Raw genomic sequence first — 17,460 nt, 5'->3', positions numbered from 1 at the left:
AAAAAGTAATTGATGAAAGTGAGAACTGGCTTGGTCATAAAATCTACTGGAAGTAGGTATACGGTGTTAACAGAAGATTCTGAAACATTGGTGTGTCGTATTCGTGGCAAGATCCGTTTAGATGGTATTAAGAGCACAAATCCAGTAGCAGTTGGAGATAAGGTGGGAATTGATATGTCGGGAGATGATGGGGTTATTTCTAAGATTTTTCCACGAAAGAATTATGTAATTCGTCGTTCTACAAATCTATCCAAAGAATCTCAGATAATTGCTGCGAATGTTGACCAGGCGGTGCTTATCGTAACCATCAATTATCCGATTACAACACGCGTGTTTGTCGATCGTTTCATCACCGCTGCCGAGGCTTATCAAATTCCGGTAAAGTTGGTTTTCAATAAGCTTGATAGGTACGATGAGAAGCATCTTAAATTACTGAAAGAGTGGCAGGACTTGTACGAGGGAATAGGTTATTCTACACTGGTTGTTTCTGCAAAAGAAGGCGCTAATCTTGACAGCGTAAAGGAGTTGCTAAAAGATAAAGTGAGTGTATTAAGTGGGCATTCGGGTGTTGGAAAGTCAACTTTAATTAATAAAGTTGAACCTGGACTTGATTTGCAAACAGGCGAAATTTCGGAACAACATCAGTCGGGCCGTCATACCACGACCTTTGCCGAGATGCACTCTTTAAGTTTTGGTGGTTATATTATTGATACGCCCGGTATTAGAGGTTTTGGATTGATTCATATCGAAAAGGAAGAGTTGTATCATTTCTTTAAGGAGATATTCGAGTTTGCCGACGGATGTAAATTTAATAACTGTACACATTATAATGAACCCGGTTGTGCTGTAAAGGATGCTGTACGTGATGGAGATATTGCGCTAACGCGTTATGAAAGTTATTTGAGTATATTGCTGAATAAAGACGAGAAATATAGATAGTAAGTTTTTAACCTAACAATTTAGTATTAACGACGTAATAAGATTTATAATTCCCTAACCCCACCTGAACTAGTTTTATTAGTAATGAAGAAAGCCGTAATTATAGCATTGTTTAGTATTGTCTTTCTTGTGCTGTCGAATATCTATTATTACGTAGATACTTATAAGTGGCAAATCAATACGCAGAAAGATATTCTTAGGAAGCAATCGTTGATTGTAGGTGAGCAACTTAATCAATATTTTCAGAAGACACATACCAACATTTCATTATTAATTTCGGAGAATGAACTGAGTGATTTATTCTCGGAGAAGGGGCATTCTATTGAAGTGCAGAAACGATTGGAATTATTATTCACTAGTTACGATCAGCATTTGTTGGCTCTGAAGGTGTTTGATGGCAATGGCGATGTGTTTGAAATGAAAAAAGGCCAGAATCAGACATTTATTTCTTCGTTTGATTATGCCGACATTAACGAATCCATTGTTAGCAATATCTATATTAATCCACAAGGATCGATAATTACCTATACACAACCACTGTTTAATCAGTCGAAGGTTTTTGGGCACGTTGAGTTTAAGATGTCCTTGGATAACTTTTTTGGCGAGATCTTTTATAACTTTAATTTAGAGGATTTTCATTTTCAATGGATAATGAAGCCAAACGGATGGGTTATTTACAACACCATCGAAGAAGATGCTTTTTATCCGGTAATTGATGAGGTACAGCAATTTATAAGTAAGCGAAACTGGTTCTACAGTCTCCATGATATACACTTGGATTATGAAAAAGTTAGGGTATTAACTGTCTTCAGTAAGCTCAACTTTAACGGGAGCGACTATTATTTGGCGTTCTCTTTACCGCTGGAGGTGATTACCTCGTCTATCGTGAAAAACTCACTTGTGGTAGCAGCTATTTCATTGTTTGTAATTACACTTATTATTGTCTTGTTTAGTTTTTATATTCGACGACAATCAGAGGATGAGAAAAGCTTAAAGAAGTCGGAGGAAGCGTTGCGAAAAATAGTATATTACCTTCCTGTTGGAGTTGTTTTATTCGATAAATCAAGCCGTATACGACAAGTAAATAAAGCTGCTTTAAAATTATTTGCCTTTGATGATGAAGATCAATTGATCGGACGAAAAGCGACAGATCAAATATTGTTCGAGAACAAAACCCGATTACAGAAAACAAGCTACTCGAGCGAGTCGAATAAATATATACTGACCAATAAGAATGGGGAAGAATCGGTTGTGCTGAATGAAAGCATTCCCTTCTATCTTTTACGTGAGGAGTATCAACTACAGGTTTTTGTAGAGGTATCCAACCTTGAAAAAGAGCGTAAAACAGAGGAGATAGCTAATAAAGCAAAGTCTACCTTTATTGCTAATATGAGTCATGAGTTAAGGACGCCGCTTAATAGCATGATTGGTATGACTGATATACTGATGACTTCGGATCTTAAATCAGACGATAGAAACCTATTGACGGTGGTTAAGCGATCGGCAGATACACTTTTATTGTTGATTAATGACATATTAGATTTTTCTAAAATTGAAGCTGGTCGTTTTGAGATAGAGTCCATACCCTTCAATTTAAAAGAAGAGGTTGAGCAAACGATCAACATGTTTATGCCAAAAGCAGAAGAGCGTAACCTTGAGTTGAAGTGGGTGAGTGAAATGGAGTTGCCTGAGAATTTTATTGGTGACCCAATACGTTTCAGGCAAGTGCTAAATAATTTGCTGAGTAATGCCATTAAATTTACTGAATTTGGTAAAGTTATTCTGAGTATAAAAGAAGTTAGGGGCTTAAATGGCTCACCTGCAGTTTCGTTTAAGCTTGAGGATACAGGAATTGGTGTGAAGAAGGAGAAGTTGAGAAGTATTTTTAATTCTTTTTCGCAAGCCGATGAAAGCATTACGCGTAAATATGGCGGTACTGGTTTAGGTGTTACCATTTCAAAGCAACTGGTGAACCTTATGGGCGGTGAAATAGGCGTCAAGAGTCCTTCGGATATTTCGGAGCACCCTGATTATCCAGGGGCAGAGTTTTCATTTACCCTTCCTTATCGCACTAAGACCTATCAGAAGCGCTATAATTTTAACCATATTGTTGCGCTTAATATGGTAAAAGCATTTATTATTTCCGACGAGCCTTTACAAGTTCGAGTTTTGATGAAGAATCTTTCATCGATGCATATTGATTATAAGATTTTGCCACCATCGAACGAATCCATAGACATTATTCGAACCGATGATACACATCAACTTTTAATCATTGACCATCGCCCTGATTTTAATGGTCTCGCATTTCTGCAGGAGTTGCACAATCATAAATTACATAAGCGATTGCCAATAATTATGCAGAGTTCTGACTTTGAGCCATCAAATACCTCTGTAGCGAAGCAATTAGGCGCCGATGTTTATTTTAGAAAGCCGGTTAATTATTCTAGTTTAAAGGAGTTTATTCTGAAGTTTTTTCCTCAGGTAGAAGAGAAAAAAGCAATACTTGAGCAGCATAAGCCAAATGAATTAAAAGTGTTGGTGGCCGAGGATAACATATTGAATCAGCGCTTAGCTAAAAATCTGTTTAAGAAAATTGGCCATAACATTGACGTGGCAAGAAATGGGGAAGATGCGGTTATAGCCATGAAGGATAAGCGATACGATATTGTTTTTATGGATGTATTTATGCCGGGTATGGATGGTGTTGCTGCCATGAAAGAAATCAAAAAAATGGGTTTAGCTTGTCCTGTGATTGCTATGACAGCAAGTGTTGATGATGCAGACAGGCAAGTTGTAATGGATGCGGGTATGGATGATTTCATTACAAAACCAACCAACGTTGATGATTTGTCGCGCATGCTTGAGAAGTGGTGTTAGCAATCATTTCATCGCGTTTAAAATATACTTTCATTTTCAGCGTTTATGACATCGGGAACGAATTTATAAGCAATGGGTTATTATACACAAAAACGAATCTGGAAACTTTTTTTATTGGTTGGCGCCATTACTATTGGTGTCTTTACCTTAACGCACACCTATAACCTAACTTCTGAGTTGAAGGTGGAAGAGCGGAAGAAGGTTGAGATATGGTACGAAGCCATGAAGCAACTATCTGTTATAGATTATAACGATCCTTCCATTTCGTTAATATTTAAAGTGATTAGTCAGAATTCTACCATTCCGGTAATATTAACCGACGAATCGGATGGTATTATTCATTATAATAACATTGAAATTACGGAGCGCGATAGCTTACAGCAGTTAAATGCAGTGCTTGCTGAAATGAAGGATGAGAACGAGCCTATTGAGGTGGATTTTGGAGATGATCAAAAGCAATATTTGTACTACCAGGATTCCTTGTTAATTAAAAAGCTGAGTTGGTTTCCGGTGATTCAATTACTGGTGGTTGCCTTATTTATCTTTATCGCCTATTTGGCCTTTAGTTCTGCCCGGAAGGCAGAGCAGGATCAGGTATGGGTTGGTATGTCAAAAGAAACGGCGCATCAGCTAGGCACGCCAACATCATCCTTACTTGGTTGGGTTGATGTATTAAAATTGCGAGAGGATAATCATGATATTGCTGAAGAACTGGAGCGTGACGTGGAGCGATTGCAGGTGGTTACAGATCGATTTTCGAAAATAGGATCTAAACCCGAACTTAAAGCGCAATCCATCATACCTATTATTGAAGATATTATTACCTACCTCGATAGCAGAACGGCCAGAGATGTGCAGTTTGAATTTTTAGGTAGGGATGAGGCTTTGCCCGATGTGAAAGTTAATAAAGTGCTTTTTCAGTGGGTACTCGAAAATATTTGTAAGAATGGAGTGGATGCTATGAAGGGTGTTGGAATCATCTCGATTAAATTATCGACAAGCGCTGCAAGTATGAATATTGACATATGTGATACGGGAAAGGGCTTGGCACGTAATCAGTTCAAGACGGTTTTTAAGCCTGGATTTACCACTAAATTAAGAGGTTGGGGTTTAGGTTTATCGCTTGCGAAACGCATAACAGAAGGCTATCATCAAGGAAAAATATTTGTTAAGGAGTCGGAAATTGGAAAAGGAACATGCTTTCGGATAGTGCTTCCCATTGGCTAATTTTTAGACAATTGACTTTTAATGAGTAAAAAAAGTGACTTTTCTTTTCTAGCGTTCTTTTATTTTATACTTTTGCAAAGTTTTTTAGAAAGGTAGAGTGGATAAATTTATAGACTACAGTATCCCGTTTGAAGGGTTGAAAGAGGGGAGACACATTTTTAATTATAAAATTGGGTCGTCGTTTTTCGAATTGTTTGAACAGCCTTTAATTGAACAAGGTCAGATTGATGTTGAGGTAGAGCTTAACAAGAGTTCAGCTTTATTGACTTTGACTTTTAAGATTAATGGTGTAGTGGAGAGTGTTTGCGACAAATGTTTAGAGTCACTGACACTGAGTGCCGAAAACGAAGCACTGATGTATATTAAATTTGGTGAGGAATATGATGAGCCAACGGACGAAATCATAGTTTTACCACACGATGAACATCAAATAAATGTTGCTCAACTAATCTATGAATTCATTTGCGTTTGTTTGCCAATGCGACATGTACATGCCGATGATGAAGACGGAAATACAACTTGCAATACTGAAATGATGAATCAGCTGGATGACTATTTGGTTGAAGATGCAGCGGAGGAAGAGCAAGATGAATATATTGATCCTCGATGGGAGGCTCTCAAAAATTTAGTAGATAAAAACAAATAAAAATAGGTTGAAAAATGGCACATCCTAAACGAAAGATCTCGAAAACGAGAAGAGACAAGAGAAGAACGCATTATAAAGCAGTAGCTCCTGCATTAGGTGTTTGTTCAAACTGTGGTGCTACAGTAAAATTACATACTGTATGTGGTGAATGTGGTTACTACCGTGGAAAATTAGCTGTTGAAAAAGAAGTAACAGCATAAGGTATTGAATTAAGCATTCAATAAAATTTGCCCTCAAGTAATTGAGGGCAAATTTTATTTAAGGGCATTTGTTCTTTAATTTGCATACTATATCTGATTTCTTACTTTTGTATCCAACCCTTTATTTTTTGGTTAAATAGTATCGTTTTTGAACGATCAAGGGAGAATCCTGTTAATAAGAAGTATAATGGTAATTGAACATGCTTTGTTCATTTACTTCAGTAAATATTATTACGCATGAAGAAAACCAATGCAGTCATAACGGCTATTGGTGGATATGTTCCAGAATATGTCCTCAATAATGAAGAATTGAGTCGGATGGTAGATACCACCGATGAATGGATAATGACCCGTGTGGGCATCAAAGAACGTCATATACAAAAAGGTGAAGGATTAGGGACTTCTGATATGGCTGTTGAAGCTATAAAGGATATTTTTAAGAAAACTGGGACCAAGCCAGAAGAAATCGACATGCTTGTTTGTGCAACGGTTACACCTGATCATCCATTTCCTGCTACTGCGAATATTATTGCTGATAAATTGGATATTCGTGATGCACATGGCTTTGATTTGAATGGTGCATGTTCGGGTTTTTTATATGCCTTAGATACAGCAAAACAATTTATTGAGACTGGCGCAAAGAAGAAGGTGATTGTTGTTGGAGCCGATAAAATGTCGTCGATTGTTGATTATACCGATCGTACTACCTGTGTTTTATTTGGCGATGGTGCTGCGGCTGTTTTGTTGGAGCCAAGCGAAGAGGAGTATGGAATTAAGGATTCGATACTTCGTAGCGATGGTTTTGGACGTAAGTATTTAAACATGAAAGCGGGAGGATCAGCATATCCGGCTAGTGCCGATACTGTAGCTAATAAGGAACATGTGATATTCCAGGATGGGAAACATGTGTTTAAACATGCGGTATCTAACATGGCTGATGTTTCAGTAGAAATAATGAAACGTAATAATATGACTGCTGACGATTTAGCTTGGTTAGTACCTCATCAAGCAAATCTTCGTATTATCGATGCTACAGCTCAACGCATGGAGCTTAATCCTGAGAAGGTGATGATTAACATTGAGCGCTATGGTAATACCACAGCTGCAACTATTCCATTATGTCTTTGGGAGTGGGAAAAGCAATTGAAGAAAGGTGATAACATTATCTTAGCTGCCTTTGGAGCTGGATTTACCTGGGGGTCAATATACCTTAAGTGGGCATACGACGGAAAATAGACAGTTATAAATATAGATATAGAAAGGTGGCCATTGTGCCACCTTTTTTTATGGGCTATTGTTTATGCCTATATTTAAGGATATGGTTGAATCACGGAATATAATAAAATGTTCATCATGTGCGCAGGAATTTAGTAAGGATGACTTGCAGCGGAGTTGTTGTAATTGTTTTTGTTGCAGCGGATGTGAGATTTATATCTGTTTGAATTGTAAGGAGGAGATAGTTGTTATTCCTATGGGGGATCCTTTACCTCCGAAATATCACAATAAACCTTGATTTCAAGAGATAAGCATATTGCAATTACTCCTCAGATACCGAATTTCTTCTCATCATATAAACAGTTCCACCAATATCTAAGGTAAGGTAGGTATTGAATCCCATTCGCTCATATAAAGGGAGATTACGTAAGGTTGAGGTTTCAAGATAAAGTGGTAAATCGGAATGTGCTTTAATTTTTTCGGACAGTAAGTGGGATCCCAAACCTAGCCCTTGATGGTTTTTATCCACAGCCATAAACCAAAAATAGACAAATGGGGTGTTAGGGTGGTGTTTCTTTATTTGGTTTTCCCGCTTAAGCACCTTCGTTATTCTGGAAATACCGATTCCTTTAATCGCTAAAACTATATCGAGATAAATGGCATAAAGGCTAAGTTTTTTAAGATGTGGTAATAAAACGAGAGCAACTGCTTTTTCATTATCACTGATATAGACCTTACCCCAACGATGACACACTTCAAAGGCATAATTCATTAGGGCAATTCTTCCTTTTTTGCCTTTTACCACGTAGTTTACGCTCTTGTTGTTTTCAAAGGCTTCTGTCAGAATATTTATAATTAATGCTTTATCAGCGTTAGTTGCTTCTCTCATTTTGATGCGAAATAGGGTTTGTCATGCGAAGTTAAAGTATTTATTTTATAGAGTTAGTTTAATTTAATACTAAGATGAGCTCTATGATATAAGGGTTTTTTATTCCAAACTTATCTATCTGATGGACATTTAGGCTAGGAATACAGCATTAGCGAGTGAGTTATTACTTGCAAATGATTGTATGCGTGTGTTCTTCAGTACTTATTCAATTTATTAGCTTATTCCCATCTGCATATTGTTTTTTTTACCTTGTGATTTCAGAGAAGGTATTTGTCAGTTCATCCTTTGTGTAATGAAGTTGAGTAAGGCTTTTTTGTTTTGGGTCACTTGTAGGTGTTACTTGCTCACAAAACAAGTTCATGCGCTTTTTGGTATTCATATTATTATCACTCATAACTTCGTCTCTTGTTGCCCAGCTAAGCCTTAAGGGAAGGGTTTTGGACATGAAACATAAGCCTGTTATAGGTGCTAATGTTTACCTTAAAGGGAGTTATGAAGGAACTACATCTGATTTAGAAGGGTATTTTGAATTATTAATTAATTCCAAAGGAATTCAGGAGCTGAAGATAAGCAGTATTGGTTTTCATGTTTTTAGTTATTCCTTTCATAGCGATAGTATTCCTGACGAATTGAAAGTTCATTTAAAGGAGAAGATCAATGAATTGGAGTCTGTTGTCATCACCGCCGGAACATTTGAGGCAGGGGATAAAAAACAATCAATGGTATTATCGGCCTTCGATGTAGCTTCAACAGCCAGTGCGCAGGGTGACATTTATGGTGCTTTTAATAGTGTGCCAGGCACTCAGAAGGTAGGTGAAGAAGGACGCTTATTTGTTAGGGGTGGTGAGAGTTACGAAACCAAAACGTTTATGGATGGACTGCTGATTGCGAATCCCTTTTATTCACAGTTGGCTAATATCCCGACCCGGGGACGATTCTCACCACTGTTATTTGAAGGAATGCTTTTCAGTACAGGTGGTTATTCGGCTGAATATGGACAGGCTCTTTCTTCAATAATCGCGCTTAAAACCACAGGATTGCAATTGGAGGATAAAAGAAGTTTGAGTTTAATGAGTGTTGGGGCTGGTTTTTCAGAAGTTAAAACATGGAGAAGGAGCTCAGTTTCCTTCACGGGGGATTATATTAATTCTGCCTTCCATAATAAGATGTTTGGAAGTGGCTTGGATTGGCAGTCTGATCCTAAATTGATTAATTCAACGCTTATGTTTCGGCATAAAGTTGGTGAGTCAGGTTTAGTCAAAACCTTTGCGTCCTTTCAACTCAATCAAATGGATATGCGATATCATAATTTTTCAGAGCAAGTTGAACAGAATCTCATATTGGATGATCGAAATGTCTATGCGAACACCAGCTTTACGGATATGCTTAATGAGAAATGGATGTTTCAAGGAGGAATCGCTTATGCGTATAATGTTGATCGATTGGATCTGGATGAAATGGCTATGCGTACCACCAATAATGGTCAGCATTTAAAATTTAAAGCTACACATCTAGGCAATGCAAGGTTCAAATGGAAGGCCGGAGTTGAATGGTACGCACATCATTATAATCAATCTATAAATTTACCTTCGGAACAAGTCATCCTTCAATATGGCAATAATCAATTGGGCACTTTTGTTGAAGCCGATTGGCAGATTAGTCCAAAGCTGGCACTTCGATTTGGAGGTCGGTCAGAGTATAGCAGCCTGATTGGTCAATCCCAGTTTTCGCCACGTCTATCAGGTGCCTTTAAAACAGGGCAAAACAGTCAGGTTTCTTTCGCTTATGGAACTTTCTTTCAGAATCCGCAGGAGGATTATCTGAAAGTAAACCCCAATTTACAAACAGAGCGATCGTCGCATTATATTTTAAATTATCAGTACAAGCATGAGAATAAGCTGTTTAGGGTTGAGGTTTATAATAAAACGTATTCGCAGCTACTCACATTTGACACTCCATTCAGTATGAAGCCTGAAGCCTATCACAATAATGGCTATGGCTCTTCGCAAGGATTGGAACTGTTCTGGCGCGATGGAGATACCTTTAAAAATACGGATTATTGGATTTCCTACTCCTACAACGATTCTAAAAGGTTATATCGGGATTATCCGGTGGAAACAACACCAGCCTATGCTTCGGCTCATAATTTATCATTGGTGTGGAAGCGTTTTGTACCGGCATTGAGCTCCTTTTTTTGTGTGACTTATGCTGTTGCTAGCCCACGTCCTTATCATGATCCCAATTTATCAGGATACATGCAAAGTCGTACCAATTTTTATCACGATATAAGTCTTAACGCGACGTACTTGACTCATATGTTGAATACAGAAGCGGTTATTCATTTGATGGTCAACAATGTCACAGGTCGAACCAACATTTATGGCTACGAGTTTAGCTCAACACAAAATAAGAATGGTGTTTATGACCGTAAAGCCATCGTGTCACCCATACGTCAACAGGCGGTATTGGTATTAATGCTAATGTTTTAATCAATAAATCTTAAAGTTATGATGAAGGTATTTTTAATTTCTATTGGAGTTTTTATTTCTCTTTTTAGTCGGGCAAATGATGATGTGTATCTTCAAAAGATGCAACAATCCATTGAGCAACTTAACCGTTCTTCAACTATTGTACACTACCAGACAAGTGCGAATGCTTTTGAGCGAATAAGTCGGGTGGAAAGTGATAAGTGGCAACCGATGTATTATACAGCTTATAGCTATGTTTTGATGAGTTTTCAAATAAGCGATGGGGACGAAAAGGATAAGGTATTGGATCGTGCACAAGAGTGGATTGACACGGCACAAAAAGTGGCTCCGGATGAATCAGAGCTATATGTATTACAGGCTTTTTTGTATCCTTCACGAATAATGGTTGATCCTGTTGGGCGAGGTATGAAATATATGGGAATGGCCAATAAGGCGCTGGCACAAGCAAAGCAATTAAACCCTGATAATCCCAGAGCCTATTATCTGGAAGCTACCTTTATTCAAAATATGCCTGCTGCCATGGGGGGAGGTATTGAAAAGGCAGTACCATTGTATAAATTGGCGCTTGAAAAGTTTCAACATTTTGTACCAGATTCAGTTATTGACCCTAATTGGGGCAAGCAGGTTACACAGGAGGCACTTCGGAAAGCCAATGATGAGATGGCTATGGAGTAATTCTTTAGTTTAATGTAAAAGGGGATCACTCCTCTGACGACCATCTGAAAAGTCAAGTAGCGTAGGCTGAGTATTAAAAATGCACTAAATGGCACACTCGCCTTATGCTTATTGCTTACTGAATCTAATTATTTGGTATATTCACCTTTACAATGAATTAAGAGTTAAATGGCCCACACTAGCTTTTCAAAACAAATCACTCGCTTTTTACTTGAAGTCTTGTTATTGGCATTAATTGGCAATGGTATTGTGTATTTTATAATGGGTTTTCGCGATTTTACCCTTGTGGTCGTTCTTAAAAATATCTTGTTCTCTTTTATTGCAGGCTGGCCGATGTTAAAGAGCGTTACCTGGATGGTCAAGAAATTGGATGCAAAGGTGCCGTGGCTAAGGTACCCTGTACGACGATTAATTATACAATCTCTTGGAGTGGTTTTGCTATGTGCTGTTTTTATCGTCTTTACTATGCTGGTGGTTTACGTATGGCATTATAATAGTGAACAATTGCAGTGGGCTAGTTTTATGCAACAGGTTATGATGAGTCTTAAAATAGCCTTCTCATTTTTGGTGATTTCATCATTGATAAGTAACAGTATATTGTTCTTCGGAAAATGGAAAGACGCTGCTGTTGAGCAAGAGAAACTCAAGCATGAGCATACTGCATTACAATACGAGACTTTAAAGAGTCAGGTTAATCCACATTTCCTTTTTAACAGCCTTAATGCTCTGATTCAATTGATTCATTCTGATCCATATAGAGCGGAAGCTTTTGTTAAGAAACTATCGTATTTGTATCGATATGTACTTGAACAAAAAAACAATGAAACAGTAACCTTAAAAGAAGAGCTGGATGCCTTAAAGGATTATATTTTCCTGTTAAAAATAAGGTATGGTGATAATCTGATTGTAACTATTAGTGATGCTTTATACCAAGAGGGCAGAGTGGTTCCAATGTCGCTTCAAATGCTACTCGAGAATGTGGTAAAACACAATGTCATTGCCAAGAAAAAACCCGTGAATGTTAAAGTGTGGCTTGAGGAAGATTATATTGTTATAAGCAATACGGTAAATAAGAAGAAAGAGAAAGAAGATTCAACAGGTATTGGACTGGAGAATATAAGAATGCGATATCGTTATTTTAGTTCCAATCCGCTTATTGTTAGGGAGGATGAAGAATGTTTTGAAGTGAGAATACCATTGCTCTCGATGTTGAAAGAAGAAGAAAATGCTGAAGCTTGATTCACAAGAACTATGAGTATAAAAGTTGTAATAATTGAGGATGAAATACTGGCTGCCCAGCGTTTAAAGGACTTATTGCTTCAATGTGATCCGTCCATAAAAATATTAGCCGAAATTGATACGGTGGAGGATGCCATTCTGTGGTTTAAAGCAAACAATATGCCTGACCTGATTATGATGGATATTAAACTGGCAGATGGTTTAAGTTTTGAAATATTTGAAAAAGTCAATATTGATTCACCGGTTATTTTTACAACCGCTTATCAGGATTATGCTATTCGGGCATTTAAGGTTAATAGTGTCGATTATTTACTAAAACCCATAGATAAGCAGGAGCTTGAGAAGGCTTTGTGTCGTTATCATGAGCGTGTAGGCCAGTCTGTTCCTTTTCTCACAGCCGAGGTGATTGATAGAGTCAGGCAAATGCTGGTTAAGGACTTTAAGAAGCGTTTTACAGTGCGTGTTGGAGACCATATCAAGTCTATTCCAATTGAAGAAATTGCATTTTTTTATAGTGAATCGAAAGGGACCTATTTGAAAACATTAGAGAATCGCCAATATTTGATCGACTACTCTTTAGACGCTTTAATTGATCGACTTAACCCTGATATCTTTTTTAGGATTAATCGGCAGTATATTATTAAACACACAGCTATTTCTGATATTACAGCTTATTCGCAGAGTCGTTTAAAAATAAAATTATATCACTGTAACGACGAGCGCATACTAATCAGTAGGGAAAGAGTTAGTTTATTTAAAGACTGGCTGGATAGTTAATGTGTGTTTTTATGTTATCGGAGTTATTTTCAAGTACAGGGCCGTTGTTTTTAAAATTTGCTCTCGTTTAACCATACAAAATACATTGACAGCCCAGTGGTTCATTCGTAACTTATCTTAAATCCTTGAACCAACTCTTTCATTATGAAAACCCTTAAGATTATAATCCTGCTAATAGCCGCAGCGCTTATAGTTGCAGGCTGTAATAAAGACGATGAAAAAGATATAGTACCCGATACTGGAATAAATGCCTTTTATATTGATGGCATTGAGTATCCTATCTCAAAAGGAACCATACACTACTTCACAGAGAATGGCCCTGACTTTGGATATGTATATATCATTAGCCTGTTTTCCGACAACTTATATTTTGATGGCGAAAATGCCACAGGTACAGGATATTTTATAAATATGCCTATTTACTCGCAACATGCTGACATCCTGCAAGGCGATGTGTTTCGCTCGAACAATAAATTGACCGACACGGATGCCTATGAGTGTGTTGCTGTGCTTGATTATGATGCCGCAACCGAAGCGTTTTCGGGAGTGTACCATACCGATAAGGGCAGTTTAACTGTCCAGCGAAACGGTGATGAGTTTGAGCTAATACTTACACAAGCATCTGCTAATAGAATACGAGGCTTGGAAGATTTTGATATCCTTAGTAGCAATCACACAATGATGTTTTATTTTAAGGGAAGTTTGGTTGAGTTTGAACTTGAATTTGAAGCAGAATGTGAACTGGATATGGAGTCAGTGGATTTTAGCTTTGGCATCGATTATGAACATCCGGAAAAATACCTTGAGCCAGGTGAGCAATCTGATCTTAAAGCAATCTATGTAGATGAGGTTCGTGCGGCAATCGGGACATATTTAAATGATATAAATGGTGTTTTGAAGGTTTGTCATTGGGTGAATCAGAATTTCACCTTTGAAAACGCGGGAGGTTCAATGGTAGGTAAAGAGAACGTTAATGAACTATATGAAGGAAAAACCCTGTATGGCTGCCATACATCAGCTCTTATGATTTCAAGCCTGTTACGTAAACTTAGATTTCCTGCTCTTTTAGTGGAGACTGCCGATGTTGATTGGGCTTACCGCTATATTAATGGTGAAACCAAAGCATTTGCCGGACATGTGATGTCAGAAGTTTTTGTTGGGGGCAAGTGGATATTGCTGGATAATAATTGTAGCTATGTGGATGACTACGATTACCTCAATCCCTATATTTCGACTCAAGATCCGAACGAAAGTGGGCTTTTTGTTTTTACCAAAGGTGTTGATTCATGGGCCTACGGGTTAAATGATATTTCTTTCTCACATGCGCATTTGATCAGCTTTGTTGAGCATATCTCTTGCTACGAGGAGCTTTTTTATACTGTTAATTATAATTGGAAGAGTGAATAAAATGTTGCTTAAATTTAAGGCCTCTGAAAGCGCAGCTTTGTAAGCTGTGCTAGTACTACAAAATTAGTGCGGGCTATTAAAAAGAATTCTACAATTATGGCTTATTCCATTTAATAAAGCCTACCTTAAAACCTTATTAATTTGATTACGAAATTATACTTATCGTTTTCCCATGCCATTCTATTGTATGTCTACTAAGTAAGATAATCGGCTGTATAATGTGTGTTATGTGTTCGAGAGAGCTGTAGGAGTGAATCACTCGCAGTTTATCTCAAGGAGGGTTGTAACTATAACAATACACATTAAAAACAATTTGCCGTTATGATTAATCAAGAAGTATGCATCGTTGGTGGTGGTAGTAGTGCGCACATTTTAATTCCTTTTCTTTCCAAAGCAGGTTTCAAAGTCAATATTCTTACGCGTAGACCTGAGGAGTGGTCTGCCAATGTAGATCTTCAACTACAATCGATTAATGGGGAGCTTGAGGAGGAGTTTAAAGGCGAACTAATTAAGATTAGTGATAATCCGGCAGAGGTAATTCCACAGGCCGATTTTGTGATTTTGTGCATGCCAGTATGTAAGTATCGCATAGCGCTTCATAATTTAGCGCCACATCTGTCGAATGACAAGGAAGTATTTGTTGGTACCATCTATGGGCAGGCCGGTTTTAACTGGATGGTGGATGAGATCAAAAATAAGTTTGATTTGGCAACAATCACAACCTTTGCCATCGGTCTTATTCCATGGATTTGCCGAATTATTGAGTACGGTAAGGTAGGCGTAACCTATGGTTGCAAAGAAGTAAATGTGGTAGCTGTTTCGCCACCAGAGCGTTTTGATGATTTGAATGAGCGCTTCTTGAAAAACATTTGTGAGCGCTGGTTAAAGAAAGGTGCCTTTAAACTGGCCGATAACTTTTTGTCATTAACCTTGTCGGTCGATAATCAAATTATCCACCCATCACGTTGTTATGGTTTATTTTTAAAGTGCGAAGGCAAATGGGCTAACAAAGAAGATATCCCTTACTTTTATCGCGATTACGATCAAAAATCGGCCGATCTGCTTCAGGCCTTAGATGCCGATTATTCAAAGGTTAGAGAGGCCATCAAACTAAAATATCCAGAGCATAACTTCACTTACATGCTCGATTATTTAAGTCTCGAACGCGTTACCTACGAGTCGGAAAACACCGATATACGTGTATCGTTTACTACGTCGGAAACCTTGGGTGCCATTAAGCCACCTACCGTTCAATTAGAAAACGGTGCGTGGGTGATTGATAAGGATCACCGTTTCTTTACCGACGATATTCACTACGGCCTATGTATTGCAAAGTGGATGGCCGATCAACTGAATCTTGAAGTGCCTACCATCGATAGTATTATTACCTGGGCGCAGGAGCTACGTAACGAGCGTATCATAGATGGTGATACTTTAATCTTAGACAGCGAAAGCCTGACGAAAGAATTCATGTCGGGTATTCCCCCATTGTACGGTTATCAAAGTATTGACGATATTTTGGATTAGCGAATAAATAATACATTTTCTTCTTGGAGTACCTCTTGGGCAAAGCTAAGAGGTACATTGGCATGGGGTCAACTCGAATAACTTTACCTTGTTTCTGGCTCTTTATTTAAACGAATGGACGGCCTCAAAGAAACTGAAAAAACAAAAGGAGATTGCGACAGAAACAATACTGCGGGAAATAAATACGAATAAGGAAAAGCTGGAAGAATCGGTTCTAAACTATACCGATATGCTTGACATCTACGTTTTTTTAAAAAGTTGCTTAACACGCGAAGGTACTATTGTTACTTTTGTTGAAAACATGACCCAATTTAAAACAAAACACCCGGGGTTTATTTATACATTAGACTCCATTAAGATGGATGATATCAATTATAAGTACACAAAAATGGATTTATCCTTGAAATTTACCCTGGAGCAAGTGGAGTTAAGAACCATAGCATGGAGAATTTGATAAAGGACATCAGAGAATCACTTGAAGGATTTGCAGACGAGAAACGAATTGAATATGCAAAGAAATCATATCCGACTAAAATGCATGTTGTTGGCGTGACTGTTCCTAATTTAAAAATTGTGCTTAAAGAGCTAAAACAGTTGACAAAAGCAAAGGGAACGAATGAAAAATTAGAACTTATAAAGCGCTTAATTGACAAAGACGTTTTTGAATTACAACAAATAGCTTTTGAGTATCTGCAAGCGGAGAAAAATGTTTATAAATCACTGAGCGAAGAATATATTGAAAGCATTGAGAAAAATTTAGACAATTGGGTTTCGGTTGATTATTTTGGAGCACTTGTGGTTGGCCGTGCCTGGAGAGAAAACCTTGTCAGTACAGAGAAAGTAAAACGTTACCTTGAAGCGGATAATTTTTGGATGAGAAGAATAGCTGTTGTGGCCACCGTTTCGCTCAACCAAAAAGCAAGAGGCGGCTTTGGTGACGCTAAGCGAACATTAGATATTTGTCGCTTGGTGGTTGATGACCACGAAGAAATGATAATAAAGGCGCTTTCGTGGGCTTTGCGTGAGTTGGCCAAAATCGACAAAGCACCCGTCATTACCTTTGTGGATGAATATAAAAACCGACTACATAAAAGGGTTTTACGAGAAGTGAAGAAAAAATTGGAAATGGGGCTAAAGAATTAAGAGCTCTTCTGTCAGCTTAGCTTTGAAAGTTGAACTAGATATTACCAAAAAAGAGGGTGTCCAAGAAGTATTTTTGTGAACAAGCAAACTTACAGTTTGTAACTTTACCTTCGTTTTACCCCTCCAAACCTCCCCTAAAGTGGAGGCTTAAGTGCGATAGCTATCGCACCCCTTTAGGGGATTTAGGGGTAGTAAAAAAGGATATTT

At 37.9% G+C, this 17,460-nt stretch carries 16 protein-coding genes; 14 read left to right on the top strand and 2 right to left on the bottom strand.

What is annotated here, in order from left to right:
* Nucleotides 1-12 precede the first annotated feature (12 nt).
* The 6 genes from rsgA to ACRD7B_RS14140 all read left to right on the top strand — a co-directional run bounded on the left by rsgA (nucleotide 13) and on the right by ACRD7B_RS14140 (nucleotide 7,128).
* Nucleotides 13-939 carry a ribosome small subunit-dependent GTPase A gene (rsgA, locus tag ACRD7B_RS14165; protein ID WP_430825227.1) on the top strand — a complete coding sequence of 309 codons (927 nt, stop codon included), beginning with the start codon at nucleotides 13-15 and terminating at the stop codon, nucleotides 937-939.
* Between the two features lie 84 nt (nucleotides 940-1,023).
* The gene (locus ACRD7B_RS14160) at nucleotides 1,024-3,819 is read left to right on the top strand and encodes a response regulator (protein ID WP_430825226.1); all 2,796 of its coding nucleotides are present in this window, start codon (nucleotides 1,024-1,026) and stop codon (nucleotides 3,817-3,819) included.
* A gap of 72 nt (nucleotides 3,820-3,891) precedes the next feature.
* Complete coding sequence (locus ACRD7B_RS14155; protein ID WP_430825225.1) at nucleotides 3,892-5,046, top strand: ATP-binding protein; 1,155 nt, start codon at nucleotides 3,892-3,894, stop codon at nucleotides 5,044-5,046.
* A gap of 97 nt (nucleotides 5,047-5,143) precedes the next feature.
* Nucleotides 5,144-5,692: a YceD family protein gene (locus ACRD7B_RS14150; RefSeq protein WP_430825224.1), complete on the top strand. Its 549-nt coding sequence runs from the start codon at nucleotides 5,144-5,146 to the stop codon at nucleotides 5,690-5,692.
* Between the two features lie 14 nt (nucleotides 5,693-5,706).
* The gene (rpmF, locus tag ACRD7B_RS14145) at nucleotides 5,707-5,892 is read left to right on the top strand and encodes a 50S ribosomal protein L32 (protein WP_212188993.1); all 186 of its coding nucleotides are present in this window, start codon (nucleotides 5,707-5,709) and stop codon (nucleotides 5,890-5,892) included.
* Nucleotides 5,893-6,129: 237 nt separating this feature from the next.
* On the top strand, nucleotides 6,130-7,128 hold the full coding sequence (locus ACRD7B_RS14140) for a beta-ketoacyl-ACP synthase III (protein ID WP_430825223.1): 999 nt from the start codon (nucleotides 6,130-6,132) through the stop codon (nucleotides 7,126-7,128).
* Nucleotides 7,129-7,429: 301 nt separating this feature from the next.
* Here the strand turns inward: ACRD7B_RS14140 and ACRD7B_RS14135 are convergent, their stop codons facing one another.
* Both ACRD7B_RS14135 and ACRD7B_RS14130 read right to left on the bottom strand, forming a co-directional pair.
* Nucleotides 7,430-7,996, bottom strand: coding sequence for a GNAT family N-acetyltransferase (locus tag ACRD7B_RS14135; protein ID WP_430825222.1), 567 nt, complete (start codon nucleotides 7,994-7,996; stop codon nucleotides 7,430-7,432).
* A 244-nt stretch (nucleotides 7,997-8,240) separates the two neighbouring features.
* Complete coding sequence (locus ACRD7B_RS14130) at nucleotides 8,241-8,390, bottom strand: hypothetical protein (RefSeq protein ID WP_430825274.1); 150 nt, start codon at nucleotides 8,388-8,390, stop codon at nucleotides 8,241-8,243.
* Between ACRD7B_RS14130 and ACRD7B_RS14125 the strand changes: the two genes are divergently transcribed.
* From ACRD7B_RS14125 to ACRD7B_RS14090, 8 genes are all read left to right on the top strand, one after another.
* Nucleotides 8,356-10,485: a TonB-dependent receptor gene (locus ACRD7B_RS14125; RefSeq protein ID WP_430825221.1), complete on the top strand. Its 2,130-nt coding sequence runs from the start codon at nucleotides 8,356-8,358 to the stop codon at nucleotides 10,483-10,485. The two genes, ACRD7B_RS14130 and ACRD7B_RS14125, sit on opposite strands and share 35 nt — an antisense overlap.
* Before the next feature lie 18 nt (nucleotides 10,486-10,503).
* Entirely contained in the window at nucleotides 10,504-11,160 is a 657-nt protein-coding gene (locus ACRD7B_RS14120) for a tetratricopeptide repeat protein (protein ID WP_430825220.1), read from the top strand.
* A 168-nt stretch (nucleotides 11,161-11,328) separates the two neighbouring features.
* Nucleotides 11,329-12,399 carry a sensor histidine kinase gene (locus tag ACRD7B_RS14115; RefSeq protein WP_430825219.1) on the top strand — a complete coding sequence of 357 codons (1,071 nt, stop codon included), beginning with the start codon at nucleotides 11,329-11,331 and terminating at the stop codon, nucleotides 12,397-12,399.
* Between the two features lie 12 nt (nucleotides 12,400-12,411).
* Complete coding sequence (locus ACRD7B_RS14110) at nucleotides 12,412-13,176, top strand: LytR/AlgR family response regulator transcription factor (RefSeq protein WP_430825218.1); 765 nt, start codon at nucleotides 12,412-12,414, stop codon at nucleotides 13,174-13,176.
* A gap of 144 nt (nucleotides 13,177-13,320) precedes the next feature.
* Nucleotides 13,321-14,583: a transglutaminase-like domain-containing protein gene (locus ACRD7B_RS14105; RefSeq protein WP_430825217.1), complete on the top strand. Its 1,263-nt coding sequence runs from the start codon at nucleotides 13,321-13,323 to the stop codon at nucleotides 14,581-14,583.
* Nucleotides 14,584-14,904: 321 nt separating this feature from the next.
* Complete coding sequence (locus ACRD7B_RS14100) at nucleotides 14,905-16,110, top strand: NAD/NADP octopine/nopaline dehydrogenase family protein (protein ID WP_430825216.1); 1,206 nt, start codon at nucleotides 14,905-14,907, stop codon at nucleotides 16,108-16,110.
* Nucleotides 16,111-16,198: 88 nt separating this feature from the next.
* Nucleotides 16,199-16,564, top strand: a complete 366-nt coding sequence (locus ACRD7B_RS14095) for a hypothetical protein (RefSeq protein WP_430825215.1) — start codon at nucleotides 16,199-16,201, stop codon at nucleotides 16,562-16,564.
* On the top strand, nucleotides 16,552-17,253 hold the full coding sequence (locus ACRD7B_RS14090; protein WP_430825214.1) for a DNA alkylation repair protein: 702 nt from the start codon (nucleotides 16,552-16,554) through the stop codon (nucleotides 17,251-17,253). Before ACRD7B_RS14095 ends, ACRD7B_RS14090 begins: the two co-directional genes overlap by 13 nt.
* Nucleotides 17,254-17,460 lie beyond the last annotated feature (207 nt).

The organism is Carboxylicivirga fragile (assembly GCF_050589805.1).
GTDB lineage: Bacteria > Bacteroidota > Bacteroidia > Bacteroidales > Marinilabiliaceae > Carboxylicivirga > Carboxylicivirga fragile.
The sequence above is the reverse complement of the archived record's forward strand: the minus strand, read 5'-3'. Positions and strand labels throughout refer to the sequence as shown.